This is a genomic window from Acidisarcina sp. (genome assembly GCA_035539175.1).
GTDB lineage: Bacteria > Acidobacteriota > Terriglobia > Terriglobales > Acidobacteriaceae > JANXZS01.
Genome location: DATLIY010000007.1, coordinates 1104709 through 1131245, shown reverse-complemented (window position 1 = coordinate 1131245; position 26537 = coordinate 1104709). Strand labels below are relative to the sequence as shown.

Below are 26537 nucleotides of genomic sequence, written 5' to 3'. Positions count from 1 at the left end.
CGTAAAGCTGCCCACGAATACCGAAAGCATTACTCCTGTCACCGGGAGTTGTAGGGTGAATCCTGCCCATCCGGGGTAGAATTAAGTTTACAGTTCGGAAACCTCCCGGCAGTCGTCTCTGTTGCCGTCAAAAATTAAGACCGGAGTCTTTCTGATACTTATCGGCGACTCTTGTCGTCTAATAGTGCAATGCAGGTGAGAAGTTAGCCTTCCCCTAATCGTTCTGGGCGTAGCGAACTCCATCTCCAATGCAGCAGGCGCTAAGAGAAAGAGGGTTCTGAGTGAATTCAACGGTCAAGACGATCATCTTCTGGGTCATCATTTTGGCCTGTCTCGTGTTGCTCTGGAACGTTGTCCAGAAGAACACGGGCATGGGTAAAGACAAGGAAGTCCCTTTTTCGCAATTCCTCTCTGAAGCCCAGGCCGGACAGGTGAGCGACGTCACCGTCGTGAACAGCGAAGTCCACGGCCACTACAGGAATGACGCGAAAGAGCAATTCCATACGACAGTTCCGGCGAACTACCCGGACATGTATAAGATCCTGCAGGACAACAAGGTTTCGACAACCATCAAGGACACCTCTGGCAACGGCTGGGTGAATATCCTGATCCAGTTCCTGCCGCTCCTCCTGCTGGGGCTGCTCTGGTTCTTCATGCTTCGGCAAATGCAGAGCGGCGGCAACAAGGCGCTTTCCTTTGGAAAGAGCCGCGCCCGGCTGCTCTCCATGCAGCAGAAGAAGGTCACGTTCAAGGACGTGGCTGGCGTGGATGAGGCCAAGGAAGAGCTGCAGGAGATCATCGAGTTCCTGCGCGAGGCACAGAAGTTCCAGAAGCTTGGCGGACGCATTCCCAAGGGAGTTCTGCTGGTTGGACCTCCAGGAACCGGCAAAACCCTGCTGGCCCGCGCAGTGGCGGGGGAAGCCAACGTACCCTTCTTCTCCATCTCAGGCTCGGACTTCGTCGAAATGTTCGTCGGCGTCGGCGCAAGCCGTGTCCGCGACCTGTTTGAGCAGGGTAAGAAGAACGCCCCCTGCATCATCTTCATCGACGAAATCGATGCGGTCGGACGCCATCGCGGCGCTGGCCTCGGCGGTGGCCACGATGAGCGGGAGCAGACCCTCAATCAGTTGCTGGTGGAGATGGACGGTTTTGAGTCGAACGACGGCGTCATCCTGGTCGCGGCAACCAATCGCCCCGACGTTCTGGATCCCGCTTTGCTGCGTCCTGGCCGATTCGATCGCCGGGTCGTGGTAGGCAGGCCGGACGTTCGTGGCCGCGAAGAGGTTCTTCGTGTTCATGCCAAGAAGGTTCCGCTCTCTGAAGATGTCGATCTTCGCGTTTTGGCGCGTGGAACTCCGGGATTCTCGGGTGCCGATCTCGCCAATATGGTGAACGAAGCAGCTCTGAACGCGGCCCGCATGAACCGCAAGTCGGTCTTCATGGTGGATTTCGAAACCGCCAAGGACAAGGTCCTGATGGGCGCCGAACGCAAGTCCATGCTGCTGACCGACGAGGAGAAGCGAGTCACCGCGTATCACGAGGCCGGCCACGCTCTGGTGGCGACGCTGCGCGATCACGCTGATCCGCTGCACAAGGTCACGATCATTCCTCGGGGAATGGCTCTCGGCGTCACCATGCAACTGCCCGAAGACGACAAGCACACCGTCACCAAGGATTACCTGGAGACGCAGCTTGCCATCCTGATGGGCGGCCGCATCGCGGAAGAGATCTTCCTGAAGCAGATGACCACCGGCGCAGGCAATGACATTGAACGTGCCACCGAACTGGCGCGCAAGATGGTCTGCGAGTATGGCATGAGCCGCCTGGGTCCGCTCACCTTCGGGAAGAAGGAGGAGCAGATCTTCCTGGGACGCGAGATCGCACAACACCGCGACTTCTCCGAGGAGACTGCCCGCCAGATCGATGCCGAAGTCAAATCGCTGGTCGATGAAGCCTATCGCGCCGCCTATGGAATTCTCGACTCCCGCCAGGATGTCATGCACCGCATGGCTGCCGCTTTGCTGGAGCGTGAGACCCTGGATGCGAACGAGATCCGCATGATCCTTGAGGGCAAGGAACTGCCGCCACTCAAGATCGACGGACCGGGCAGCGGCACCGGCGACGTGCAGCAGGTTCTCAAGCCGGATTCGGGACGCTCTTCCGGATTCCCGGAGGGCAGCCCTTCCCCGGCATAGGCAGGACAGCAAACTACAGCAACAGGAGAAGGCGGCTCACAAAGGCCGCCTTTTTCCTTTGGAGCAGGTGCGGAATCGTAGTGCACAGCCCATGCTTCTGCGAGAATAGAGACAGCATGCGCCCGGTCCAGTTTGTTCTCCTTGCCACATTTGTCTCCTGCCTTGCCGGCTGTGGATATCACACGCCTGGCTCGGCCGCGCATCTTCCTAGCACGGTGCATACGCTGGACATTCCAATCTTCCAGAATCACGCGCAGTCCTTCCATACGGAAGTCGTGATGACCCAGGCCGTCATCCGTGAGTTCACCAGCCGCACGTCGTGGAAGGTGCTGAGCGCCGATGCTCCGCCGGACGCGGATGCAACCCTGCGCGGAACTGTCCTTACCGAGACCGTTACGCCGCTTACCTACAACTCCGGCACCGGTCAGTCTTCCAGCTTTCTGGTCACGGTCCACACCAAGGTTGTGGTGACGGATCGTAATAACGCGGTGCTCTACCAGAATCCGGATTACGTCTTTCGCCACCAGTACGAGACCACGGCCGATCTCTCCAGCTTTATTCAGGAAGATCCCGCCGCAATTCGTCGTCTCTCGCAGGACTTTGCGCAGTCGCTCGTGAGCGATATTCTGGAATCCTTCTAAAGGAACTCGATGCCATCCACGCCACCAGAACGGAGAAGCAAGTGAGCGCAGCACGCTGGGGAGCGGGGTTCGCCTCCACCGAACGATTTGTCGCCGAGATTCGCGCGGCTGCCAAGGATCCGTCCTCGTTGAAGCCCGGTTACGTTCTCGTCGGCGATGAGATCTTTCTCTACGAACGCTGCCGCCATGCGGTTCTCGATGCCTTTGTCCCCCCGGATATGCGCGACTTCTGCCTGTCGGATCTGGATCTTGCCGAGACAGGAATCTTTGAAGCGCTGGACCGCGCTCAGACGCCTTCGCTGATGGCGCCTTTCCAGGTGCTCTTTCTGCGCAACCTCAAAGTGCTCTACACCCGCGGCGCAAAGAAAGACGAATTCGCGGCGCTTAAGAATTACTTTCGCTCTCCCAACCCGCAGGCCCTGCTTCTCTTTGTCGCGGACCACATTCGTATCCCCTCCGACCTGCGCCGCATGGACTACGAAGATAAGAATCGCTACGAGCGCATCCGCGAGACCCTGGGTGAGGATTGCGGAATGGTAGAACTGGCGCGTGCAGACGAAGCCGATGCCGTCCGCTGGCTGACCGACGAGGGAGAGAAACGCCAGGTTCGTTTTGACCCGGAAGCGGCTCGCGAGCTTTCCGACGCCCTGGGCGCGGACATGATGCTCATCGCCAGCGAGTTCGAAAAGCTGGTGCTGTACGTGGGCGAGAAGCGCCGTGTGACGCTGGGCGATGTGGAGACGATGGTCCTCGCAGCCAAGCAGCGCTCGCTCTATGAGCTTACCGACGCGATCTCTTCCAAGGACAAGGCGCGCTCCCTGCTGCTGCTGCAGGGGCTCCTGAATGCCTCCGATGGCGGAGAGGATTCGGCGATCGGGCACCTCTACATGCTGGCGCGAACCTTTCGCCAGATGCTCGTCATCCTGGAGAAAAATGTGCGGGATTCCCGGGCCATCTGGCAGGCATTGTGGCAGGGCTTTCGCATGCCGCCCTTCGCGGCTGAAGATCTGATCCGCCAGGCGCGCCGCTACAAGTCCCGCCGCGAGCTCACCCGCGCTCTTCGATTGATCGCCCGTGCGGATCTGGAGCTGCGCTCCTCGCCGCCGGATAAGCGGCTGGTGCTGGAGCGTCTGGTGCTGGAGTTGGCCAGCGATCGTTCGGCCTCGGCGAATCCCGCCGCGAATCAATACGCCATGGAGCTATAGAAGCGTCCGTTATTCCAGCAGGGCTGGAATCTCTTCATGCCCCCGGGTGGTGAGCGTAATAGCAGCCGCCAGAATCAGCGCGCCGCCGATCCACGCATGCGGTCCCAACTGGTCCCCCAGCAGCTTGACTCCCAGCCACGAACCCAGTGCAGGCTCGATATTCAGAAACACTCCGGCGCGCGAGGCAGGGACGTGGTGAATCCCCCAGTTCCACAGCAGGGTTGAGGTCGAGGTGCATAGGATGCCGCTCGCGGCAAGCGCCCCCCACGCCCTCATGCTTATGCCATGGACCGGCGGCAGCCCGCTGCGTAAGACGACAAAGACAATCAGCATCGCCGTGCCGCTCAGGATTCCGTATGCCGTGACCACGATCGGCGAGTGAGTCTGCATCAGCCGTTTATTCAGCAGAATCCAACCCAGGGCCACGATGAGTGAGAGAACGATCAGCAGGTCTCCAACCAGGCTCGGGCCCCTGCCTGTCTGGGAGTGCTTGCCGCCCAGGACGATCAGCGCCGCGCCCGTCGTGGATCCTGCCAGCGCCAGCCAGCCAAGTCCATCCAGCCGCTCTTTCGCGAAGAGTACCGCGCCCGCGGCGAGGATCACCGGCATAGTCCCGACCATCAGCGCGGCATGGCTCACGGTGGTCAGCGACAGTCCGTAGAACTGCACCAGAAACTGCACCGGGATACCCAGCAACGAAGCGGTAAGCAGGGCCCGCCACTCCGAGGCCTTGAGCCGCGCTGGATGGAGCAGCACGACCGGCAGAAACCCGATGCAGGCGAACAGGAAACGATAGAGCACCATATGGTTGCTGCCCATCTCCCGAAGCGCCAGCTTGCCAAAGTAGAAGCCCATGCCCCACAAACATCCAGCCCCGGCGCACGCCGCGTAGCCAAGCACGCGCTGCCGTGTTTGTCGGGCAGCCTGCTCCATTTCACAGCTCACCATACTTCCACTTTCGCACATCGCTGCCGCCAGCGGGGGCTACCACCCGAGCGAACCATCTTCCATGTTTTGTTGATCCCGCCACCAAATAGCTCGCAGACATCCACAGATTTGCATCTACTAGCAATCAGGCGTGCAGGGTTTTCGGCTGCGGAGGGCATCGTACTATCCGGATACACTTGTTCGCCCGACTTTAAATTTCCTCACAACAGTGCGATTCTTCGGAGGCTCTATGAGAATCAGCCTACCCTTAGCCGTCATCCTCGGCTTGGCTGCTGCAATATCCTGCATTCCTTCTGCCGCGGCTCTTGAGAAAGCGAAGATTCAAGACCGTGCCCCGGCGGCTCAGCCGGTAGAGTTCGATCTCTACCTGCCGCTGCAGCACGAATCCGAGCTGGACCAACTGCTCAACGACCTGCACGACCCGGACTCTTCGCTTTTCCAGCAATGGCTTACACCGCAGCAATTCGCGGCCCGGTTCGCGCCGTCGACACGGCTGATGAACGCGATCTCCCAGGAGCTTCGCGGCGAGGGTTTCAAGGTAATAGGCGTGCATACGCATTCCATGCATGTCGCCGGCACTGTGGGAGACGTGGAGCGAGTCTTCTCCACCCGCGTCGCCCATGCTTCCCTTGCCAATGGCAAGACGGTCCTGGCTGCCACGCAACCACTGCGGCTGTCGCCTCTGCTTACCTCTGCCGGAGCCATCGTGATGGATTTTTCCGACACCATCCACATGCACTCCCATGCGCAGTTCGCTTCAGCAGCGCCGGAGGACCGCTATTCTTCCGCCGGTCCCTACTGGTTCGACGACCTGAAGCAGGCATATGAGTTTCCCAGCTACCAGGTCTACACGGGTAAGGGCGCCCGTATCGGCATCCTGATGACCGGCGCGTATAACCCAGCAGATATGGATTTGTACTTCGGCCATGAGAAGCTCAGTACGCCCCGCATCTTCGAGGTGGAGATTCGCGGCGGGGCGCCCTTTGACGCCATCGCTTCGCTCGAAACCCATCTTGACATCCAGCAGGCTGGGGGCATGGCTCCGGGAGCAGAGATTGTTCTCTACAATCTGCCCGATTTGTCCGATGCGTCCATTTTTGCCGGACTCACCACCATCGTTGAGAGCAACGCAGTGGATATCGTCAACATGTCCTTCGGCTCGGCTGAACTTGGCTATACCGCCGAATACAATAGCGGCGTCGATCAACTCGGACTGCTCAACGTGTGGGACTCCCTGTTCAAACAGGGGAATGCGCAGGGCATTACCTTCGTCGCCAGCTCTGGGGATCTTGGGGCAAAGTCGATACCTCCGCCTGCCTGCTTCGATGTCGCTGCAACCAGCAGTTGTGGCTCCTTCAGAGTATCGGTGGAAGTGCCCGCTGCTAGCCCGCACGTGACAGGGGTCGGCGGCACAAACCTCATCACCACCTACAGCGCGCTCCATCCAAACCTCGATTCCGCCTATATCAAGGAAGCGGCCTGGGGCGATCCGCTGCAAATGGATATCTTCTACCGCACGCCGGCTACCGGGGGCTATTGGAGCTCGGGAGGTGGGACGAGCATCTTCTTTCGCCGGCCACAATTTCAGATCACGTCGCATACCGGCTCCAGAATGCGCGCGGTTCCGGATCTTGCGTTACATATGGGCGGCTGTCCCTTCGGCGCAGAATGGCCATGTCATCCAGATCGCAGCTCTGTCGTAACCGTGAGCGGGGGCACCTTGTATCAGGTGATTGGAACCAGCGCTGCCTCTCCCGCCTTTGCCGGGCTGACCGCACTCAAAATTGAGCGATCGGGCCATCGCCAGGGCAACGAAAATTACGCCATCTATGCGCTGGCAGCCGCGCAGGAGAAGAGCCCGACGCTGCGTGTCTTCCACACGAATATCTCTGGCTTCAATGGCAAGTACTACACCGGGCCCCGCTACAACATGGTTCTAGGCAACGGCACGCTGTATGGCAAGGACTTCATCCTCGCGCCCAATGTGCCATCGGCGGGAGTTCCGCAAACGCCCAGCAATCCATAGCTTCATCTGAGAGCCGCGTGCTACCAGACGCGGCATTGCTTCACCGGCGTCATGGGCGCTCCCTTCCTGCAGCCGAAGGCGGCGCCAAACTCCGGCATGTTCACCACGACGCCATTGGCACGCGTTCGATCCGGCGAATGCGTATCCACCTGGGCCATCATGCGCAGCATCTCGGGACGCTCATTGCTGCACCAGTTCTGCGCCCACCCCAGGAAGAGCTGCTGCAGGGGATCGTAGCCATCGGTCTTCTGCTTCATGTCGATTGCGGACTGCTGCGCCCGTGCCATCAGCGCCATTATTGCCAGGCGCAGGCCGCCATTGTCGGCGGTGTTCTCGCCGAGCGTGAGCTTGCCGTTCACCTTTACGTCGTCCACGGCAGTAAAGTTGCCATACTCTTCCACCAGGCAGTTCGTGCGCTCCTCAAAGTTCTTCGCGTCTGCGGCGGTCCACCAGTCGGAGAGGTTTCCCTTGCCATCGAACTTGCGCCCCTGGTCGTCGAAACCATGCGTCAATTCGTGCCCGACAACGGCTCCAATGTGCCCGTAGTTGGTGGCGTCGCTGGCATTCTTGTCATAGAAAGCAGGCTGCAGAATGCCGGCGGGAAAATTGATGTCGTTCATGCTGGAGTTGTAGTAGGCGTTCACCGTCGGCGGACTCATATCCCACTGCCCGCGGTTAACCGGCTTGCCGATCTTTGCCAACTGGAAGGCTACTTCGAAGCTGCGAGCGCGCAGGGAATTCCCCAGCGCATCGTCACGCTTGATCTCCAGTCCGGAGTAGTCGCGCCACTTGTCGGGATACCCGATCTTGTCGGCGACCTGCTGCAGCTTCTCCTTTGCCTTGGCCCTGGTTGCCGCGCTCATCCAGTCCAGCGAGTCCAGATCCCTGCCCATCTGCGCCTCGATGTCGTGCACCATCTGCAGCGTTTTAGCCTTCTGGTCCGGGGAGAAGTATTGTTGCACGTAAACCTGGCCCAGCACCTCGCCCATCGCCGCGTCGGTCGCGGATACGCAGCGCTTCCAGCGCACCGATTGCTCCGGAGTCCCCATCAGCTTGCGCCCATGGAAGTCGAAGGATTCTTCGTCGAAAGCTTTGGGCAGCCGCATCGCCAGCGAATCGATCAGCCGCAGTTTCAAATAGGTCTGGATCGTTTCGATGTTCGTGCTGGCAAGCGTCTGGTCGAGTCCCTTGAAAAACTCCGGCGAGGTCACATTCATTTCACTGATAACGGGTGACCCTACGCCCTTCAGGAATCTGTCCCAGCCCAGTCCCGGCTCGCTGGCTTTGAGAGCCGTCAGCGGCATCAGGTGGTAGACGTTCTCCGGATCGCGGCGCGCGACGTTTCCCATCGAGACCTTCGCCAGCGCGGTCTCCATCTTCATCACAGATTGCGCCTCGGCCTCAGCTTTTGCGGCAGGCACGCCCAGCAGCTTCAGCAGATTGGTCAGGTGCTGAACATACTGCTTCCGCAGCTCTTCGCTTTTGGCGTCCGTGCGCAGGTAGTAGTCCTTCTCCGGCAAGCCCAGGCCGCTCTGGTCGACGACGGCGATCTGCCGGGTGGCATCCTTGAAGTCCTGCTGCGAGCCAAAGTCAAGGAAGGCTGCCACCTGTATCTTCTGCAGCCGGGCGATCTGGTCGGGCAGCTCGTCCTTGCTCTTCAGCGCGTCAATGCGGTCCAGTTCCGGCTGGATAGGCGCAAGGCCCTTTGTCTCAATCGACGCGGTATCGACGCAGCTTGCGTAGTAATCGCCGATCTTCTGGTCGTTTGCGCTGCGCTCTGCTCCCCCGGCCGCAGCCTTCTCCAGGATCCCGTGCAGCGCCTGGGTATTGATCTCATAAAGATTGTCGAACTGCCCGAACGAGGGCCGGTCATTGGGGATCGGATGCTGCGTGGCGAAGTTGCCACAGGCGTACTGGTAGAAGTCCTTGCAGGGATCGGCGGTCAAATCCATCGCGCTCTTATCAAAGCCGGGAATCGGCTTGTACACCGGAGTGGATTGTGTCATCTGCGCCATGCAGGAAGCCCCGAGGGCCGCGACTGCCAGTACTTGAGTTATTCCTCGCTTGTGCATCCAAAGTCCTCCAGAAAGTGTGGCCACGCGTTCCTCCCATGGAATACGCAGCACGGAACGCATCGGTTCGCTCTGTCACAGCAATAAAAACGGGCGACTGCCGGGAAAGTCAATGGATAGGCGCTACTGCATGACCAGGGCTGCCGCAATAGGCGACAATAGGACAGCGGGATTCGTTGAGATGAAAGACGTTCGAACGGATGCAGGCTTCGCGAAGCGGCTGGCCCTGCGGGGTCTGGCAGCATACTGCCTGCTTGCGCTGGCGATGCTTCTCGCTGCACGGGCGCTGTCTGCGGCAGAGTTTAGCCACGCCACCGCCAGGCCTTCCATCGTTATCCCGGTTGGGCCGCTGGGGTATGGTCCACCCGGCGAGCTCTATTTCATGATGCGGTATTCGCAGGTATCGCTGGATTTCGTCGATGCCGATCACCTGCTGTTCACGTTTCAAAAGAAAGAGTTGCTGCGCCACTCGCCGGATGAGCAGCCGGACGATGACGACCAGCTGATCCACGCCGTCGTACTGCACCTGCCCGAAGGCAAGGTCAGCGCTTCCGCCGACTGGCGCATGCCCGACCGCCGGCGCTACCTGTGGCCTCTGTCTCCGGGGAGTTTTCTGGTGCGGCAGCGCGATACGCTCTTTCTCACGGATGCCTCGCTGAAGCTGCAGCCGTATGGCCGGTTTCCGGGGCGGCTTGTTGGCCTGCAGGTGTCTCCGGGGGGCGATCTTCTGGTGGCGCAAATTGAGCAACCGGAGAAACGGGAAGGGGTGCCGGTCGCGCAGGCTCAGGCAGGGAGTGCCCCGGATTCCACAGCCAGCAAGCCTCTGACTACGGATGCCAGGCCGATCCTGATGCTGGTTCTCCGGGTCAAGGACCACGCGCTGGTCGCGAAATCCCGCGTGCGCAGCCCCGTGAATCTACCCATCAATCAGAGCGGCTTTTTCGAGAGTCTGGAAGGCAAGCCCAATCAATGGGTGCTGAGCTTTACGCCACTTACCGATGGCTCGCCCGCGCCCTCTGCCAAACCCTTTGCCCAGGTGACATCCACCTGCCAACCCACCCTCACATGCGTTAGCCGGGATACCATCGTGGCCACCCGCTGCACTCCATCTTATGAGCACCTGGCGACGTTCCTTACGCTGCAGGGGAAGATGCTGTGGGAGCACAAGTGGCAGGCCAGGCGGGTATGGCCCACGTGGGCGTATTCGCAGAATGGAAGCCGCGTCGCGCAGGGAATGTTGGTCCGGCCAGCGGGCCAGACGCCGCTGGGGATGGATGATGTATCCGGCCAGCAGGTCGACGTCTTCGACACGGCCAGCGGAGCTCTGCTGCTCTCTGCTCCCGCAACGCCGATCTACGACGCCGGCCAGAACTTCGCGCTCTCCGCCGATGGGCGCCGCTTTGCCATACTCCACGACGGAGCCATTGAGATCTACGACCTGCCCTGAAGCAGGGAGCCAGGGGGAAAGGCGCATTTCCAGGCACAACGAAAAGGCCGGAGATTCTCCGGCCTTTTCGTTGCCAGTCTTGCGGATAGCTTAGGCGGTCTTGGTTGCGAGTGCCTTCACGCGTGCGTTGAGGCGGCTCTTGTAGCGCGAAGCGGTATTGTCGTGGAGGATGCCCTTCTGCACGCTCTTGTCGAGAGCGGAGACGGTCTTCCGGTACTGCTCCTGCGCCGCAGTGGCATCGCCCTTGGTGAGTGCCTCACGCAGGCTGCGCAGGCTGCCGCGCACCACGCTCTTGTTGGCACGGTTAATCTCCGTCTTCTTGACGGTCTGCTTGGCGCGCTTCAGCGAGGAAACATGGTTCGCCATCTGTAAAAGTCCTAACTTTCGTGTGGAAATGGGATGCAGGCAGAAGAGACTCACGTGCCACATCCCCTGCAATCATTAAGTTTATGAAAAATGCGGCTTTCGGTCAAATGGCGCCGTCTCCGGAGAGTCCACAGGCCGATTTTTCGATTGCTATGAGGAGAGCACTTGAATAGACTTGCGGGGCTTCAACCAGGGCCCCAAAAAGAAATTCAATCCCCAATTCATCCCCGATCTAAAGCCTTAGAGGAGCCTATGACAACTACCGCGCAGCCACCCGTTACTCAACAATCCGTAAACCCCGAGCGGATCATGCAGTTCGCATGGAGCTATGTCCCGCCCCTGGTGCTGGAGGCAGCGATTCGCCACCGTGTCTTCGATACTCTGGATGCCGGCCCAGGAACCGTGGCAGAGATTGCCGCTGCGACGGGAGCCTCGGCTCGCGGATTGAGCTCCATTATGAATGTGCTGGTGGGGCTGGATCTTCTTGCCAAGGATGCGCAGGGCCGCTACTCGCTGACCGCCGAGAGCGCCGCCTTCCTTGTCAGTACCAAGCCAGGCTTTCGCGGCGGCATGATTCGTCACTGCAGCGAGCATTTGATTCCCCGGTGGCTCCACCTCAATGAGGTCGTCGGCACCGGCAAACCAGTGCAGTCCGTGAATCAGGAGGCAACCGGCGGCGACTTCTTTCAGAACTTCGTGGTCGACATCTTCCCCATGAGCTACCCATCGGCAGAGGCGCTGGCCGTGCATCTTGCGCTGGGAGCCACAGGCTCTCCCGTCAGCGTTCTGGACCTGGCAGCAGGTTCGGGCGTGTGGAGCATCGCTCTGGCGCAGAGCGCGGAGAATGTCTCCGTAACCGCCGTTGACTGGCCCGAGGTTCTGCCAGTGACGGAGAAGACCGTTGCCCGATACGGTCTGGCCGCTCGCTACAAATTCGTCGGCGGAGATCTGCTGGAGGCAGACTTCGGGCGCAACCACAACGTCGCTACGCTGGGCCACATTCTTCACAGCGAGGGCGAAGCCCACAGCCGTGCCTTGCTGGCGAAAACCTTTGACGCGCTGGTTCCGGGCGGCACAATTGCCATCGGTGAATTCCTGGTAAACGACGATAGAACCGGACCACTGCTCAGCCTGTTCTTCGCCGTAAACATGCTGGTGAATACGGATGCTGGAGATACCTACTCGTTCGAGGAGATTAGCCGGTGGCTGGAGGGTGCGGGTTTTGTTCGCCCACGGCTCCTCGAGGTGCCCGGCCCATCTCCGTTGATTCTGGCAACCAGGCCCTGACGCTCGTACCAGATTTCGTGTGCCGGGTGCCAGCCCTTGCTCCCGCAAGTGGCGTGCCTTTGACAAGACCGGTGCTGCAAGGAAGGAATCCCAGCCCGCTGGAAGTTCCTTTCCTTGCAGCAGATATCCGAAAAGGAACCTCGCGTTATCTTTTGGCGTTGTTTCTTCATTGACGGGATGCGAGCACGGCGCTACTCTGAGCGCATTACGGGAAAGATTTGGTGCTCACCGCCAACCCGACCGCACTGCATCCAAGGATTGCTGGCTGCATCCAATTGGATGTGGAGTTCCACAGCACTTCCTCGCCCCTTTGTACCCCACCACTCACAACTCACCTGTGTCTCGCGAGAGGCACAACCATGGGAGGGAATTTCTCCGCTTGATGAAAAAAGCGCTGGAAATCACACCGAATCTTGAGCCCCTGTTTGGGACCCGCGATGAAAACCTCAGGCTTCTCGAAGACAGCCTCAGCGTGCGGATCGATTTAAGGTCTGATGCGGTACACGTTGAGGGCTCTGCGGAGAGCATCTCCCACGTCGAACGAATTTTCGCGGACTTCGAACATCTCCGCCGCGCAGGCCATACGCTGCAGAACGGGGAATTGCACGGCATGCTGAAGCTGGTCGTCTCTGACAAGGGGATTACGCTGCGCAGCCTGGTAGAGGCCGGCAAGCAGCGCTCCTCCGGCATCAAGCGGATGGTCCAGCCGCGCTCGGTGAACCAGCGCCGCTATGTGGAGGCGATTGAAGCCAATGACATGGTCTTTGGCGTGGGACCCGCGGGCACCGGCAAGACCTATCTTGCCGTCGCCATGGCGGCCTCCGCGCTGATGGCGAAGAAGGTGAGCCGAATCATCCTGGTACGTCCGGCGGTCGAAGCGGGCGAGCGCCTCGGCTTTCTTCCCGGCAGCCTGCAGGAGAAGGTCGATCCCTACCTTCGTCCACTCTATGACGCGCTCTACGATCTGCTGGAGCCGGAGCGGGTGGATAAGTTGCTGGAAAAGAACATCATTGAGGTTGCTCCGCTGGCGTTCATGCGCGGGCGCACGCTCAACGATGCCTTCATCATCATGGATGAGGCGCAGAACACCACTACCGAGCAGATGAAGATGTTCCTGACGCGCCTCGGAAACAACTCCAAGGCGGTCATCACCGGCGATATCACGCAGATCGATCTCCCCAATCCCAAGAAGTCTGGACTGGTAGAGGCGATCAATGTGCTGGAAGGAGTGGAGGGAATCCGCTTCTGCCACTTTGAGGAAGGAGATGTGGTGCGCCACTCGCTGGTACAGCGAATTGTGCGGGCGTACGACAGCTTCGGACGCAACCAGCCAGAGTTGCCGCTGACCATGGCGGAGAGCCCGGTGCTGGCGAAGCCAGGCTCCAAGGCCGCTGCCGCACATCCCTCGGTGAAGCCGCAGTAGAGCCGAGTGCGATACCATCAACAGGAGGGCTTCGGCTCTCCTGTTTCGTTTTTTTCTGAGGGCAACGAGCGCACGTGTCGGTGATCGCTCCAGGCAATGATCGTTATTGAACCTGCAAATTTGTTAGCTTCTCTGGCCGCCGCTTCCGGAACCTCCTCCGGGAGGACCGCCCCCCTTGGTAGGCGCGAGCTTTCCAGCTTTCTCGGTCTTGCGGCCGAAGGGGTAGGCGTGAAGGGTCAAATCTCCGTTCTGTTAACCGACGATCGCACCATCCGCGAGCTCAATCGTCAATTTCGCAAGAAGGATAAAGCTACGGATGTGCTCTCCTTTCCTGCGGCAGAGCCGGTGAGCAGCGGAAGAAAGACTGCGCTGCTGGCGGGCGATCTGGCGGTCTCGCTGGAGACGGCTGCGCGCCAGGCCCGGGCCTTTGGGCATACGCTGCAGACGGAAGTGAAGGTGCTGCTGCTGCATGGTTTGCTGCACCTGGCGGGGCTGGATCACGAGACGGATTCCGGCCAGATGGCGCGGCGCGAGAGCAGCTTGAGAAAACGCTTCGGCTTGCCGCTGGGGCTGATCCAGCGCAGCGGAGAGGCAACGAAGAAGCCTGTCGCTCGAAAGGCTGCCCCCGTGAAGACGCGCACTGCGAAGAAGAGTGCTCCCAGGAAGCGCGCCACGCGAACCGCGCCCCCGGCAAAACGGAGCAAACAGCCATGAGCATCGGCGCCGTACTGCTGATCCTGGTTCTGCTGTTTGTCCTTACGCTCGGCTCCTATGTGGACCGGATGTATTCGGAGATGGGCAAATTTCTCTCGCGCGAATTTCAGGAGAATATCGACGCGTGGGAGCAAAAGGTGGAGCCTCGCCTGGGAATGAGCCCGGATCGCATTGCGCTGTCGGCGGCCGTGGTTTCGCAGCTTTCGCTGGCCTGCGTGGCGCTGCTGTTCGGGGTGCTCCTCTTCGATCGTGCTTCGATTACGGACCGGCCAAGCCCTGCGGAGATTGGACAGGCGGTTCTCGGCGTGGTGCTGGTCGTGGTCCTGTTCAACCGGCTGCTGCCCTTCGTCTTTTTTACCCGGACGCGCGGGCTCTGGATTGCGCGCTACCGCGTCATCCTGCGGATCCTGTTTTACCTGGTATTTCCAGTCACGCTGCTGCTGGGCTTCCTGCTGTCCATTGCCTCTCTGGCCGAGCCTCCGGCGCGCGATGAGGAAGAGAGCCCCTCTGAAGCCGTGGACGCTCTGCTGGAGGCAGGCGAAGAAGAAGGTATTCTGGAGGAGAGCGACCGCGACCTGATCCGTTCCGCCGTGGAGTTTGGCGACAAGGTGGTGCGCGACGTGATGACTCCTCGGCCCGAAGTCTTCGCGGTTCCCGGCAGCCTGACCCTCGAGCAGTTTCTGGCCGCTCTCGATGGGCATCCCTATTCGCGCGTTCCGGTGTTCGAGGATTCGATCGATACGATTACCGGGATCGCATTTGCGCACGACCTGTTGCAGATTACCGACGCCGATGCGCATACGCTTACCGTGGCCAACATCCAGCGCCCCGCAGCCTTTGTGCCGGAGACGAAGAAGGTGAACGAGCTGCTCCGCGAAATGCAGCGGGAAAAGCAGCATATGCGCGTTGTGATCGATGAGTATGGCGGCGTTGCCGGGGTGGTCACAATCGAAGATCTGCTGGAGGAGATTGTCGGAGCCATCTCCGACGAGCACGAAGAGGAAGACCTGCTCGACCGGCCAGTACGTGAAGCCGATGGAAGCTGGGTCGTTCCAGGAACGTTCGAGGTGGAGCGCCTGGAAGATCTCTTTGGCGACGCATGGGAGAAGAACGAGGGACATGCTGCGACGACGGTTGCCGGGCTCGTCAGCGAAACGGTAGGACGCATTCCGCTGCCCGGCGAGGTGGTGGAGGCGGAGGGTCTCCGCTTCGAGGTGCTCTCCTCGACGGATCGCCGCATTGAACGCCTGCGCGTGGGAAAGATGGCGGCGCCATCGGTATAGTGGCCTGCTGCTGCCGATACCTGATACAAAGCAAGAGCAGAGATAAGGGAGTGTCACAGATTGCGATCTGGTTTTGTTTCCATCCTCGGACGTCCGAACGCGGGTAAGTCAACGCTGCTCAACGCCCTGATCGGCGAGAAGGTCGCGATTGTCACCAACAAGCCGCAGACCACCCGCACCCGTATCCACGGCATCCTGGATGTCCCGGCGAAGAAGGGCGTGCATCAGGCAGCCCAGATTGTTTTTGTGGATACGCCAGGGGTACACAAGCCGGGCACGCTGATGGACCGGCGCATGATGCAGGAAGTCTACGACGCGCTGGAGTCGCGCGACGTGGTGTTGCTGATGGTGGATGCGACGCGGCGTCTGCAGTTGCGCCCCAGGGAGGATGCGGCGGAAGAGGCGGCCGACAAATCGGAGGACAAGGCCGGGAAGGGCGCGGCACGTCGCAGCTTTCAGGATCTGACCGAAGACGAGTTCGTGCTGGAACTGGTCCGCAAGCTCGATTGCCCCGTCTTCCTGTTGCTGAACAAGATCGATCTGGTGGCCAAGGACAAGCTGCTCCCCCTGATTGCGCAGCTCTCCGCACTGCACACCTTCGCTGAGGTGATTCCCATCTGCGCCAGCAAGGGAGATGGCCTGGATCGCCTGGTGGCGCGGCTCATCGCGCATCTGCCCGAGGGCCAGCGCTACTTTCCCAAGGATCAGTTCACCGATCAGCCGGAGCGATTCCTCGTGGCGGAGCTCATCCGCGAGCGGATCCTGCTGACGACAGGCGAGGAGATTCCCTATGCGTCCGCCGTGGTGGTGGAGCGCTTTGAGGAGCCACCTCCGGCGCGACCGAAAAAGAAGAATTCCACTGCGCCGGAGAAGCTTCCGCTGACCCGCATTTCCGCCGCGATCTATTGCGAGCGCGCAGGCCAGAAGGCGATTTTGATCGGCAAGGGCGGCAGCAAGTTGAAGGCGATTGGCGCCTCCGCACGCAAGGAGATTGAATCCCTGCTGGGCACCCGAGTTTACCTCGAACTGGTTGTTATCGTGGAAGAAAACTGGCGGCAGTCGCGTGGATTCCTCGAGACGCTGGACTGGCGTAAGCAACTGGAAGAGATTGCCAACAAGGCCGCGGTGATTGAAGAGGCGGACCAGCGGGACAAGGAGCGGGATAAGTCCTGAAGCGAAGCGGGATAGGTTCCGGGTATCTGGACATGAAAAGCCCGTGCACTGCGCACGGGCTTTTCATCGCTTACTCGCGAACCGTGATGCCGAGGGTTTTCATCTTGCGATAGAGGTGACTGCGCTCCAGTCCCAGGCCTTCGGCGGCACGGCTTACATTGCCGCGGCACTCATCGATCTTCTTCAGGATGTATTCGCGCTCGTAGGCCTCGCGGGCCTGCTGCAGCGTGCTGAACTCTTCGCTGCGCCTGGCTCCGGCGCGGTAGACGAGCATGGGCAGGTGCTTGCGTTCGACGCGCGTCACCGTGGGATTGAGGATGAGGATGCGCTCGATCATGTTCTTCAATTCGCGCACATTGCCCGGCCAATGGTATTGCTGCAGCGCAGCGATCGCTTCTTCGCTGATCTCGACGCGCGGCCTGCCGTATTCGCGGCCCACTTCGCGCATGAACTCGCGTGCCAGCAGCGGAATATCTTCCTTCCGGCTGCGCAGCGGCGGCACGTAGAACGGGATTACGTTGAGGCGGTAGAAGAGATCTTCGCGGAAGTTGCCCTTGGCAATCTCTTCTTCCAGATCCTTGTTGGTGGCGGCGATGACGCGCACGTCGACACGCAGGGGTTGTGCCCCGCCGACCGGGGTAAAGAGCTGTTCGTCAAGTGCGCGCAGCACCTTGGCCTGGGTCTTCAGGCTCATGTCGCCCACTTCATCCAGAAAGAGCGTGCCGCCATTCGCGCGTTCGAACGTTCCGCGTTTCTCCGGCGGGCCTCCAGCGACCGCCCCATGGCGATAGCCGAAGAGCTCGCTCTCGATGTAGTCCTCGGGGATGGCCGCGCAGTTCAGCTCTACGAAGACGCGCTCCACGCGCAGGCTCTGTTCGTGAATCGCGCGCGCAATCAACTCCTTGCCAGAGCCGGATTCGCCGTAGATGAGCACACGGCCATTGGTCGGCGCCATCAGCTTGATCTGTTGCCGCAGAGCCTTTACCGGAACGCTCTCTCCCGTGATGGGCGCGTGATGCGAGAATTGCCGCTTCAGCTCCTGATTCTCGCTCCGCAGCCGCTTGCCCTCGATGGCATTCTTGACAACGATCAGGGTTCGATCGAGCGAGAGCGGCTTCTCAAGAAAATCGAATGCGCCAAGCTTGGTGGCCTTGACCGCGGTTTCGATCGTGCCGTGCCCGGAGATGATCACCACCTCCGGCTTACTCTCTATATCCAGCGCATGCAGGTCTGCGAGAACATCCAGGCCGTCCCGGTCGGGCAGCCAGATATCCAGCAGCACGACGTCATAGGGAGCGTCGCGCATCAGCACCAGGGCTTCGGAGGCGGTCGCCGTCGAGGTGACCGTATAGCCCTCCTCCTGCAATATCTCTTCCAGTGATTCGCGAATTTCGGCTTCGTCGTCGACGATCAGCACATGGTTCATGCCGGGGTCCTGTCATCCTTCCAGGGCGCTGGTTCGTTGCCTGCGCCATTCTCCGCAAGGGGTAATTCCACAATAAACCGTGCACCGGCGGGAGTGTTTGATTCTGCGCGAATCGTTCCGTGGTGCTCCTGAATAATCTTTGCGGCGATGGCCAGTCCCAGGCCGGTGCCTCTCTGCTTGGTCGAGAAGTAGGGCAGGAAGAGGCGCTCGCGCATGTCGTCGGTAAGTCCGTGGCCAGTGTCGGCGAGGATGATCTCCGCCGCTCCGTGGCTCTCGTTGAGCGCGGTTTCAATGGTGAGCACCTTCACCAGGCTGCCTTGCATCGCTTCCGCGGCGTTGTCGATCAGGTTGGCCAGGGCGCGCTTCATGCCTTCCGCGTCCACCATCACCAGCGGTAGTTTCGCGTCCATGTGCCGCTTGATGCGGATGCCTTCCATCCTGCCGGCAAAGAGCATCAGCGAGCTTTCAATCACCTGCTTCAGATCGGTTGGCTTGGGTTGAGCCGTTGGGAACTGCGCCAGGGCACCGAACTGGTCCACCAGGGTACGCATGGTCTCGACCGAGCCAAGAATCACCTCGCTGCATTTGCGAATCACGGCGGGCGATTCCGGTACGTTGCGGTCGATATGCCGTCGAATACGCTCGGCGGAAAGGCCGATAGGCGTCAGCGGATTCTTGATCTCATGGGCCACGCGCTGCGCTACTTCCTTCCACGCAACCTGCCGCTGGGCTCGCAGCGCTTCGGTCACATCTTCCAGAACCAGAATGGAGCCGCGCTTTCCGTCCTGCAGCACCAGCGACGCCATGGTGGCAGCCAGGTTCACCATGCCTCCAGGGCCGCGCATTTCAAACTCGGTAGAGGCCATGCCCATGCGGTGGCTGCGACGGACAAGCCGCATCAGCTCTTCGGCAATCTCTTCGGGAAGTATCTCGTTGAGAGGCAGCCCCTGAACCCCCGGCCGGCCATGCGTGTTGGTCAGATCGGTAAAGGCCCGGTTTGCCTGGAGAACGCGAAGATCCGGGTCCAGCGTGACGACTCCGTTGGGAATCGTCTCCAGAATCGTCTCCAGTTCGCGGCGGCGCTCGTCGAGCGCGAGGTTGGCGGCGGAGAGCTTGGTGGTAGAGGTTTCAGCAAGCGTGCGGCTCTCCTCGAGATCGGCAGCCATGTGATTGAAGGAGCGAATCAGCTCCCCGAGTTCCTGTGTCGTATTCTCCTGGATTCGATGCTTGTAGTGGCCGGCGGCAATTTCTCCCATTGCGTCGGCCAGCTCTTCCACCGGCCGCGTGATCTGTTTGGAGAGGAAGAGCGCGAGCCAGCTGCTGGAGAAGAAAATCAACGCCGTCAGCAGCAGCAGCAGCAGCAGGTAGGTGCTGCGGATACGATTGCGGGCGCGAAACAGGATCCAGTAGTCGCGCGCTCCGGTGCGGATGCTCTCCACCGTCGTGCTCAAGCCCTGCGGCAGCGGCAGGCCAACAACCACCACACCATGCTCGCGGCTGGTTGCGATGCCGAGCGAATACTCCTGCGAGCCCATGGCAACAATGGGATTGTCGGCGCGCTGTGCGGCGCTTAATACGGTCGTGTTCAGCGGCTCGCCAGCCGGAGGCTTCATCTCACTGCTGTCGTCCAGCCAGGAGTGAATCGCGGTGAGCTTCTGTCCATTCGGGACCTGATATTCGGCGAGCACTTTGCCATCGCGATACACCATCGCGAAGCCGCCTTCAAGACCGAGGCGATGGTTTTCCATCTCTTCAAGGATCGCGGCAGAATCGCGGTTTTGCAGGCCCCGGTTGACTCCCTCCGAAGAAGCAAGCGATCCCGCCTCGGCGCGTGCATTGGCCGAGGCGTATTGCTCCAGCGCGAGCGCCACGCGTGTCGAGTCCTCCCGCAACTGAGAGGTGGGCTGTGAGAACCAGCGATCGATGGACCGGTTCATCAATCCGTAGCTGAACGCGAACATGAACAGCGCGGGAGCAAACGACAGCAGCACCGCTCCCAGCAACATGCGCGAGCGCAAGCGCGAACCCAGCACACGGCTGCGCTGATCGGCAAAGAGCTTGAGGATGTTGCGAAAAAGGAGAATCAATACGACAACGAAGAGCAGAAAAACGACAACCGAGAGAGAGGTGAAGAGAAAGATCTGTCCGATGCTGCGCGGATGGAGAAACCTGAAGTTGAAGGCGTTGAGCGCGCCCAGCAGTAGAAAGAGCAGCAGCATGCCGCCGCCCAGAATCCATACCGTGATCTTCCGCTTCGAGTTATCCGCCAAGCTGTTGCTCCGACAAACCGGTCCGACGCCACGCCAGCATGCAGGCTTTGTCATCCTGAGCGAAGCGAAGGATCTGCTGATCCGACGCTCGCGCGAGCATGCCGGGCGAGCGGTGTCACGTTGAACGAATTATAGGCTGCTACGTCCTGCGGGTTATAGCTGCTATCTTCTGTGGAATCCTGCATCCCTCCACCGGGTCAGTCCCAGCGGGGAGAAATCCGGATATCCTGACAAACAACAAACAACCACAAGCGCGAGACGAGCCATCAAACAAGAAACGATGAAAGCTATTCGTAGGGTCAAATTCTATCTTCCTGTAGTCGCGGCCATTGTTGTTCTCTTCAGTGCGGGTTGCAGAAGCAATCAGGTTGCAACCAATGCACCCGCCGATAACCAGCCACCCGTGGATACCCAGCCCGGTCCCGCAGCACGGCCCGGAAGGGCGAATACCTACGCTGCTCAGCCCTCTGGGGGTGCAGCGCCTGCCGGGGTAGCCCCGGCCGCCGGTACGGCTCCAGCAGACGCCTCTCAGGGCATCCCTGCCGCAGCGCCGGGAGCGGCTGCTGTCCCGCAGAGCAGGTCGTCTGCCGCGATACCGCAAGGGGCGGAGAATTCTGCCGGGGCTCCAGCACGAGCCAACCTCCAGATTCCCGTGGGAACCGAGTTGCGGGTGCGCCTGGGGCAGACCTTGAGCGCCAAGGGCAGCTCGCCCGGCCAAAGCTTTTCAGCGACCGTGGCCTCCCCCGTAGAAGAAAACGGGCAGGTTCTGGTTCCTGCAGGCACGCCGGTGAATGGTACGGTGACGGCAGCAAAGGCCCGGGGACGCTTCAAAGGCGCAGGCCTGCTTGCGGTTCGTCTGGACAGCATGCAGCTCAACGGCAATACGTACACGCTCGATACCAGCTCGATTTCGCGCGCGGCAAAGGGTAAGGGCAAGCGCACGGCTGGATTTATCGGCGGAGGCGCGGGCGGAGGCGCTCTTATCGGCGGCCTTGCAGGTGGTGGAATGGGCGCCTTGATTGGCGGTCTGGCCGGTGCAGGCGCGGGTACGGCAGCCACTGCTTTCACAGGGAATAAGGATCTGGTCCTGCCGGCAGAGACCGTGCTGACCTTCCGCCTGGCACGCGCAGTCGAGCTCCACTAATCACGAACACGACAGCAGATAGTTTCAGGAACAAACGATAGGCCGCGATTTTGATCGCGGCCTATCGTTGTTTTCAGCTTAGTTTGCTACAGTTCTTTACCCCAGAACCTCAAGCAGCGGCTTCCAGCTCTGCTTCTGCGACTCGGCGACCGCCTGGCAGGTCAGCGTGCCCTCTACCGTGTTGAAGCCCTCGGCAAAGCCCGGATCGGCAAGTGCAGCCGCCCTCACTCCGCTCTGCGCCAGACGCAGAACGTAAGGGAAGGTGGAGTTTGTCAGCGCCAGCGTCGAGGTATTCGGCACCGCGGCAGGCATGTTCGTCACGCAGTAGTGCACCACGCCGTTGACGGTGTAGGCAGGATCGCTGTGTGTCGTGGGTCGCGCCGTCTCGATGCATCCACCCTGATCGATGGCCACATCGACAATCACAGCGCCCTTCTTCATCTTCGAGACCATGTGTTTGGTGACAATCTTGGGGGCTGCCGCGCCGGGGATCAGCACGCCTCCAATTACCAGGTCCGCATCGCTGACTGCATGGGCCAGGTTGTAGGCGTTGGAGGCCAGGGTGTAGACGCGTCCATTGAAGATGTCGTCCAGGTCGCGCAGGCGGTTCAGGTTCTTATCCACCAGCGTGACCTTGGCTCCCATGCCGAGCGCAATCTTGGCCGCGTTCGTGCCCACGATGCCGCCGCCGATAATGCAGACGTTCCCAGGGGGCACGCCCGGGACTCCGCCGAGCAGCAGGCCGCGCCCGCCGCGCTCGCTCTCCAGATACGACGCGCCAACCTGCACGGCCATGCGCCCCGCTACCTCCGACATCGGCACCAGCAGAGGCAGAGCGCCCTGGGCATCGCGCACTGTTTCATAGGCGATGCCGATCACCTTCTTCGTCAGCAGTTCGCGCGTCAGTTCGGGCACCGGTGCGAGGTGCAGATAGGTGAAGAGAATAAGTCCCTCGCGGAAGAAGCCATACTCCTTCTCGACCGGCTCCTTGACCTTGACGATCATGTCGGCCACACCCCAGACGTTATGCGCCGATCCCACAATCTCCGCGCCGGCGCTCTGGTACTCGTCATCGGTAAATGCGGACGCCTCGCCGGCATGAGTTTCCACCAGCACTTTTTGCCCGGCGTCCACCAGCGCCTTTACCCCTGCGGGGGTAATGCCGACGCGAGTCTCGTGGTCCTTGATTTCTTTCGGTACGCCAATAATCATTTGCTCTCCTATAGCCTGCGGCGCTCCTTCATCTTGAGGGAGCGCCTTGCCTGTTCATCGTAGTACCGCCCGCCGTCGATATGTTTGCAAAAGGCGTGCTAAAACTAAGGAATGAGCACGAAACAAGATGCATTAGCCGCCTTGTTGCAAGAAGTGTGCAGCGAACCTCTGAACCAGGCAATTTTGGCGTTTCTGAAAAAGCGGGGAAGGGCGACGAACTACGAGGTGGGCGAGGCCGTGGGATTGTCGCCTTCGGCGGCCTCCAGGCGCATCCAGGCGCTCGAACAGTGCGGCGCGATCCGCGGCTACCAGGCGCTGGTCAGCGATGGCGCGCTGGGCAAGCAGATGACCGTGTTCATTCGGGTGACGCTGGAGCGGCAATCCGCCGATATGCTTCAGGCCTTTGAAGTCGCCATCAAACGCTGTTCCAGCGTGATCTCCTGCCACCTGATGGCAGGCCAGTACGACTACATGCTGGTGGCCAAGGTGGCCGACATTGGCGACTATGAGCACCTGCATCAGCATGAGCTGTCGCGCATGCCCGGAGTCACTCGCATTGAGTCAAGCTTCGCCGTGCGAGCCGTGATGTAAGGCGGAAACGCTACCTCGTTTGCCGATACCGCTGGAGCGTAGCGGAGAGGAAGCGATCCATATCTCCCTGCCGCTACGCTCGACGCCCTAGTCCATTTGCGCCCGCTGCAATTTGTCGGAGTAGTCCACGTATACGGACTTCCACGTGGTGTAGAAGTCAATCGCGCCGATGCCCCCTTCGCGATGGCCGTTGCCGGTCTGCTTTACGCCGCCAAAGGGCAGATGAACCTCGGCGCCAATGGTCGGCGCATTGATGTAGGTGATGCCTGCTTCGAGATCGCGAATTGCGGCAAAGGCGCGATTGACGTTGCGCGAGTAGAGCGCTGTCGAGAGCCCGTATTGAATCCCGTTCGCCTGCTCGATCGCCTCTTCCAGGCTGCTGCACTCGATCAGGCTGATCACCGGCCCGAAGACCTCTTCCTGCGCAATGCGCATCGCCGGGGTCACGTTGCTGAAGACGGTCGGCGCGAAGAAGGTGCCCTTGGCATGCGCGCCGTCCCGCAGGCGGTCGCCGCCGCAAAGCAGTTTTGCTCCCTCGCGGGTTGCCATCTCAACGTAGCGGGTGGAGGTTTCGATCTGCTGCTGGTTGATCTGCGGGCCCATCTCTACCTGCTCGTCCAGCCCGTCGCCGACGCGCAGGGCCCGGGCGCGAGCCGTCAGCCGCTCGGTGAATTCGGCTGCGATGTCCTTGTGCAGGATGATGCGGCTGGTGGCTGTGCAGCGCTGTCCGGTGGTGCCAAAGGCTCCCCATACCGCGCCATCGAGGGCAAGGTCGAGATTGGCGTCCTCCATCACGATCATGGCATTCTTGCCGCCCATCTCCAGCGAGCAGGGCTTGAAGTTTGCCGCCGCGGCCTGGGCCACCATGCGGCCCACCTCGCTCGATCCGGTGAAGGAGATGGCGCGAACGTCGGGATGGACGACGAGCGGCGCGCCCGCCTCCGGACCAAAGCCGGCGACAATGTTCACCACGCCCGGCGGCAGGCCGGCATCCATCAGCGCCTGGACCAGGTTGTAGGTGGAGAGGGGCGTGTCCTCCGCGGGCTTGATGACGCAGGTATTGCCGCAGACCAGCGCGGGAAAGAGCTTCCACGAGGGGATAGCCATGGGGAAGTTCCATGGCGCGATCATGCCGCAGACGCCCACCGGCATGCGTACCGACATGGCGAATTTATTACGGAGTTCGGAGGGGGTGGTCTGGCCGAAGAGGCGGCGCCCCTCGCCTGCCATATAGAAGGCGGTGTCGATGGCCTCCTGCACGTCGCCGCGGGTCTCGTTCAGTACTTTGCCCATCTCCCGTGTCATGTCGCGGGCATACTGCTCCTTGCGCTGGATCAGGAGCTCGCCCGCGCGGTAGAGAATCTCCGCCCGCCTGGGCGCCGGCGTCAACCGCCAGGTGGCAAAGGCAGCCTTGGCAGCGGCTACAGCGTCGGCTATATCCACTGCGTCGGAGGATGGAAATTCGCCCACCAGATCCTCGTGATGCGCCGGGTTGATGTTGAGAAAGGTCTTGCCGGAGTGCGCCGCGACCCATTGGCCGCCGATCAGGTTTTTATATACAGGTGTGGACATGGAATCTGCTTTCCGCGTTCAGAAATCATTCAACGGGTAAGAATACTAGCAAGCTTCTCCACTGGCTGGTTTTCCATCCACCCTCCAGTCCAGCGCCTGAAGGACCAATACCCTGAAGAAGATGCGGGAGATTGGGCGCGCAGCCGCTTACCCTGTGGCCCTGCCTTCTGTGTCCGATGGATGCGGTCGATTGCGGGAATATTTGCAGAATCTTAGGGGGTTCGTTGTTCATTGGCCGCAACAACGCAACAAATGGTTGCGCTTTGCATGCGACAATGCAACTCTGGCCTTACAATTAGTTGAGTTTCAGGAAAAGTCCCGTATTCATGTCATCGAATGGTTTTCAATCGCGTTCCTCGCGGTCGCACGGAGTGCGCTCGCTGTTTAGTGTGTTTTCCAGTGATCTGGCAATCGATCTGGGAACGGCCAACACCCTCGTCTATGCACGGGGCAAGGGAATTGTTGTCAATGAGCCGTCCATCGTAGCCATCAACAAGAACACCGGTGAGGTTGAGGCCGTCGGCAAAGAGGCGAAAGAGATGCTGGGCCGCACCCCGGGCAACATCGTCGCCATCAAGCCGATGAAAGACGGTGTGATCGCCGATTTCAAGATCACGGAAAAAATGCTGAACTACTTTATCCAGAAGGCGCACAACCGCAAGATGCTGGTGCATCCGCGCATCGTTATCGGTGTGCCTTCGGAGATCACGCAGGTGGAAAAGCGAGCGGTGGAAGACTCCGCCTATCGCGCCAAGGCCAGCGAGGTTTTCCTGGTGGAGCAGGCGATGGTGGCCGCGATTGGCGCGGGTTTGCCCATCACCGAGCCCTCGGGCAACATGGTAGTGGACATCGGTGGCGGCACCACGGATATCGCCGTGATCTCGCTTTCCGGCATCGTCTACTCGCGCTCGGTGCGCATGGCCGGCAATCAGATGGACGAGGCCATCATGAATTACCTCAAGCGCAAGTACAACCTGCTGATCGGCGAGCGCACCGCGGAGCAGATCAAGATTGAGATCGGATCGGCCTACACGCTGGACAAGCCCCTGACGATGGAGATCAAGGGCCGCAACCTCATCGAGGGCGTGCCGAAGACGATTACCATCGACGACAGCGAAATTCGCGAGGCACTGACCGAGTGCATCTCAACCATCATGAATGCAATTCGCGTCGCGCTGGAGCGGACTCCTCCGGAATTGAGCGCCGATATCAGCGATCGGGGCATTGTGCTGACCGGCGGTGGAGCGCTCATCAAGAATCTGGATAAGCGCATCCGCGAAGAGACGGGATTGCCGGTATCGATTGCCGATGATCCGCTGGCGAGCGTGGTGCTGGGCACGGGCAAGATGCTGAGCGACTTCCGCCTGCTGCGCAAGATCAAGATCGATTGAACAGCGTCGCGGCCTCGCTCCCTGGTGAGTGTGGCCGCGCTCGTTTTTTGCGCCGCAATCCTTTTTACGCCGCGATTCTGGCGATGAGTATCTTTCCACATACTGGCAAACGAAGCGCTCTCAGGGCATGCTTCAATAGCCTTATTCGGGA

General features: G+C 60.4%; 20 protein-coding genes. 13 read left to right on the top strand and 7 right to left on the bottom strand.

The features are described from left to right. The first annotated feature begins 281 nt into the window (after positions 1 to 281). The 3 genes from ftsH to holA all read left to right on the top strand — a co-directional run bounded on the left by ftsH (position 282) and on the right by holA (position 4041). On the top strand, positions 282 to 2195 hold the full coding sequence (gene ftsH / locus VM554_07455; protein ID HVJ08204.1) for an ATP-dependent zinc metalloprotease FtsH: 1914 nt from the start codon (positions 282 to 284) through the stop codon (positions 2193 to 2195). Between the two features lie 116 nt (positions 2196 to 2311). Next, the gene (gene lptE, locus VM554_07450; GenBank protein HVJ08203.1) at positions 2312 to 2836 is read left to right on the top strand and encodes an LPS assembly lipoprotein LptE; all 525 of its coding nucleotides are present in this window, start codon (positions 2312 to 2314) and stop codon (positions 2834 to 2836) included. A gap of 41 nt (positions 2837 to 2877) precedes the next feature. Continuing rightward, positions 2878 to 4041, top strand: a complete 1164-nt coding sequence (gene holA / locus VM554_07445; GenBank protein HVJ08202.1) for a DNA polymerase III subunit delta — start codon at positions 2878 to 2880, stop codon at positions 4039 to 4041. A 9-nt stretch (positions 4042 to 4050) separates the two neighbouring features. Here the strand turns inward: holA and VM554_07440 are convergent, their stop codons facing one another. Then, on the bottom strand, positions 4051 to 4989 hold the full coding sequence (locus tag VM554_07440) for an EamA family transporter (GenBank protein HVJ08201.1): 939 nt from the start codon (positions 4987 to 4989) through the stop codon (positions 4051 to 4053). Between the two features lie 229 nt (positions 4990 to 5218). On the opposite strand from VM554_07440, the gene VM554_07435 reads away from it, so the two are divergent. After that, complete coding sequence (locus VM554_07435) at positions 5219 to 7015, top strand: S53 family serine peptidase (GenBank protein HVJ08200.1); 1797 nt, start codon at positions 5219 to 5221, stop codon at positions 7013 to 7015. 20 nt (positions 7016 to 7035) lie between these two features. On the opposite strand, the gene VM554_07430 is transcribed toward VM554_07435, so the two are convergent. Further along, positions 7036 to 9087, bottom strand: a complete 2052-nt coding sequence (locus VM554_07430; protein HVJ08199.1) for a M13 family metallopeptidase — start codon at positions 9085 to 9087, stop codon at positions 7036 to 7038. 181 nt (positions 9088 to 9268) lie between these two features. On the opposite strand from VM554_07430, the gene VM554_07425 reads away from it, so the two are divergent. Then, entirely contained in the window at positions 9269 to 10534 is a 1266-nt protein-coding gene (locus tag VM554_07425; protein HVJ08198.1) for a hypothetical protein, read from the top strand. A 90-nt stretch (positions 10535 to 10624) separates the two neighbouring features. Here VM554_07425 and rpsT read toward each other — a convergent pair whose 3' ends face one another. After that, positions 10625 to 10900, bottom strand: a complete 276-nt coding sequence (gene rpsT, locus VM554_07420) for a 30S ribosomal protein S20 (GenBank protein ID HVJ08197.1) — start codon at positions 10898 to 10900, stop codon at positions 10625 to 10627. 252 nt (positions 10901 to 11152) lie between these two features. On the opposite strand from rpsT, the gene VM554_07415 reads away from it, so the two are divergent. From VM554_07415 to era, 5 genes are all read left to right on the top strand, one after another. Then, positions 11153 to 12187, top strand: coding sequence for a methyltransferase (locus VM554_07415; GenBank protein ID HVJ08196.1), 1035 nt, complete (start codon positions 11153 to 11155; stop codon positions 12185 to 12187). A gap of 382 nt (positions 12188 to 12569) precedes the next feature. Next, the gene (locus tag VM554_07410) at positions 12570 to 13610 is read left to right on the top strand and encodes a PhoH family protein (GenBank protein ID HVJ08195.1); all 1041 of its coding nucleotides are present in this window, start codon (positions 12570 to 12572) and stop codon (positions 13608 to 13610) included. Positions 13611 to 13706: 96 nt separating this feature from the next. Continuing rightward, positions 13707 to 14324: an rRNA maturation RNase YbeY gene (gene ybeY, locus VM554_07405; protein HVJ08194.1), complete on the top strand. Its 618-nt coding sequence runs from the start codon at positions 13707 to 13709 to the stop codon at positions 14322 to 14324. Beyond that, on the top strand, positions 14321 to 15607 hold the full coding sequence (locus VM554_07400; protein ID HVJ08193.1) for a hemolysin family protein: 1287 nt from the start codon (positions 14321 to 14323) through the stop codon (positions 15605 to 15607). Before ybeY ends, VM554_07400 begins: the two co-directional genes overlap by 4 nt. Before the next feature lie 60 nt (positions 15608 to 15667). Next, positions 15668 to 16780, top strand: a complete 1113-nt coding sequence (gene era, locus VM554_07395) for a GTPase Era (GenBank protein ID HVJ08192.1) — start codon at positions 15668 to 15670, stop codon at positions 16778 to 16780. A gap of 70 nt (positions 16781 to 16850) precedes the next feature. Here the strand turns inward: era and VM554_07390 are convergent, their stop codons facing one another. Next, the gene (locus VM554_07390; protein HVJ08191.1) at positions 16851 to 18206 is read right to left on the bottom strand and encodes a sigma-54 dependent transcriptional regulator; all 1356 of its coding nucleotides are present in this window, start codon (positions 18204 to 18206) and stop codon (positions 16851 to 16853) included. After that, complete coding sequence (locus VM554_07385; GenBank protein HVJ08190.1) at positions 18203 to 20476, bottom strand: ATP-binding protein; 2274 nt, start codon at positions 20474 to 20476, stop codon at positions 18203 to 18205. The genes VM554_07390 and VM554_07385 overlap by 4 nt, the downstream gene beginning before the upstream one ends. A gap of 280 nt (positions 20477 to 20756) precedes the next feature. Here VM554_07385 and VM554_07380 point away from each other — a divergent pair, with 280 nt between their 5' ends. Continuing rightward, on the top strand, positions 20757 to 21620 hold the full coding sequence (locus VM554_07380) for a hypothetical protein (protein HVJ08189.1): 864 nt from the start codon (positions 20757 to 20759) through the stop codon (positions 21618 to 21620). Positions 21621 to 21716: 96 nt separating this feature from the next. Here the strand turns inward: VM554_07380 and ald are convergent, their stop codons facing one another. Beyond that, entirely contained in the window at positions 21717 to 22832 is a 1116-nt protein-coding gene (gene ald, locus VM554_07375; GenBank protein HVJ08188.1) for an alanine dehydrogenase, read from the bottom strand. A 183-nt stretch (positions 22833 to 23015) separates the two neighbouring features. On the opposite strand from ald, the gene VM554_07370 reads away from it, so the two are divergent. Next, positions 23016 to 23423 (top strand): Lrp/AsnC family transcriptional regulator, encoded by a 408-nt coding sequence (locus VM554_07370; protein ID HVJ08187.1) that lies wholly within the window; start codon positions 23016 to 23018, stop codon positions 23421 to 23423. Between the two features lie 87 nt (positions 23424 to 23510). Here the strand turns inward: VM554_07370 and VM554_07365 are convergent, their stop codons facing one another. Next, positions 23511 to 24995: an aldehyde dehydrogenase family protein gene (locus VM554_07365; GenBank protein HVJ08186.1), complete on the bottom strand. Its 1485-nt coding sequence runs from the start codon at positions 24993 to 24995 to the stop codon at positions 23511 to 23513. A 326-nt stretch (positions 24996 to 25321) separates the two neighbouring features. Between VM554_07365 and VM554_07360 the strand changes: the two genes are divergently transcribed. After that, positions 25322 to 26386, top strand: coding sequence for a rod shape-determining protein (locus VM554_07360; GenBank protein HVJ08185.1), 1065 nt, complete (start codon positions 25322 to 25324; stop codon positions 26384 to 26386). Positions 26387 to 26537 lie beyond the last annotated feature (151 nt).

Excerpts from the sequence above, each read along its gene's own strand:
- VM554_07390 (HVJ08191.1), bottom strand. The coding sequence starts at position 18,206 with ATGAACCATGTGCTGATCGTCGACGACGAAGCCGAAATTCGCGAATCA.
- rpsT (HVJ08197.1), bottom strand. The coding sequence starts at position 10,900 with ATGGCGAACCATGTTTCCTCGCTGAAGCGCGCCAAGCAGACCGTCAAG.
- VM554_07365 (HVJ08186.1), bottom strand. The coding sequence starts at position 24,995 with ATGTCCACACCTGTATATAAAAACCTGATCGGCGGCCAATGGGTCGCG.
- VM554_07425 (HVJ08198.1), top strand. The coding sequence starts at position 9,269 with ATGAAAGACGTTCGAACGGATGCAGGCTTCGCGAAGCGGCTGGCCCTG.
- VM554_07380 (HVJ08189.1), top strand. The coding sequence starts at position 20,757 with ATGAAAGCTATTCGTAGGGTCAAATTCTATCTTCCTGTAGTCGCGGCC.
- VM554_07440 (HVJ08201.1), bottom strand. The coding sequence starts at position 4,989 with ATGGTGAGCTGTGAAATGGAGCAGGCTGCCCGACAAACACGGCAGCGC.
- ybeY (HVJ08194.1), top strand. The coding sequence starts at position 13,707 with ATGATCGTTATTGAACCTGCAAATTTGTTAGCTTCTCTGGCCGCCGCT.
- VM554_07435 (HVJ08200.1), top strand. The coding sequence starts at position 5,219 with ATGAGAATCAGCCTACCCTTAGCCGTCATCCTCGGCTTGGCTGCTGCA.
- VM554_07360 (HVJ08185.1), top strand. The coding sequence starts at position 25,322 with ATGTCATCGAATGGTTTTCAATCGCGTTCCTCGCGGTCGCACGGAGTG.
- VM554_07415 (HVJ08196.1), top strand. The coding sequence starts at position 11,153 with ATGACAACTACCGCGCAGCCACCCGTTACTCAACAATCCGTAAACCCC.
- VM554_07430 (HVJ08199.1), bottom strand. The coding sequence starts at position 9,087 with ATGCACAAGCGAGGAATAACTCAAGTACTGGCAGTCGCGGCCCTCGGG.
- lptE (HVJ08203.1), top strand. The coding sequence starts at position 2,312 with ATGCGCCCGGTCCAGTTTGTTCTCCTTGCCACATTTGTCTCCTGCCTT.
- VM554_07410 (HVJ08195.1), top strand. The coding sequence starts at position 12,570 with ATGAAAAAAGCGCTGGAAATCACACCGAATCTTGAGCCCCTGTTTGGG.
- ald (HVJ08188.1), bottom strand. The coding sequence starts at position 22,832 with ATGATTATTGGCGTACCGAAAGAAATCAAGGACCACGAGACTCGCGTC.
- VM554_07400 (HVJ08193.1), top strand. The coding sequence starts at position 14,321 with ATGAGCATCGGCGCCGTACTGCTGATCCTGGTTCTGCTGTTTGTCCTT.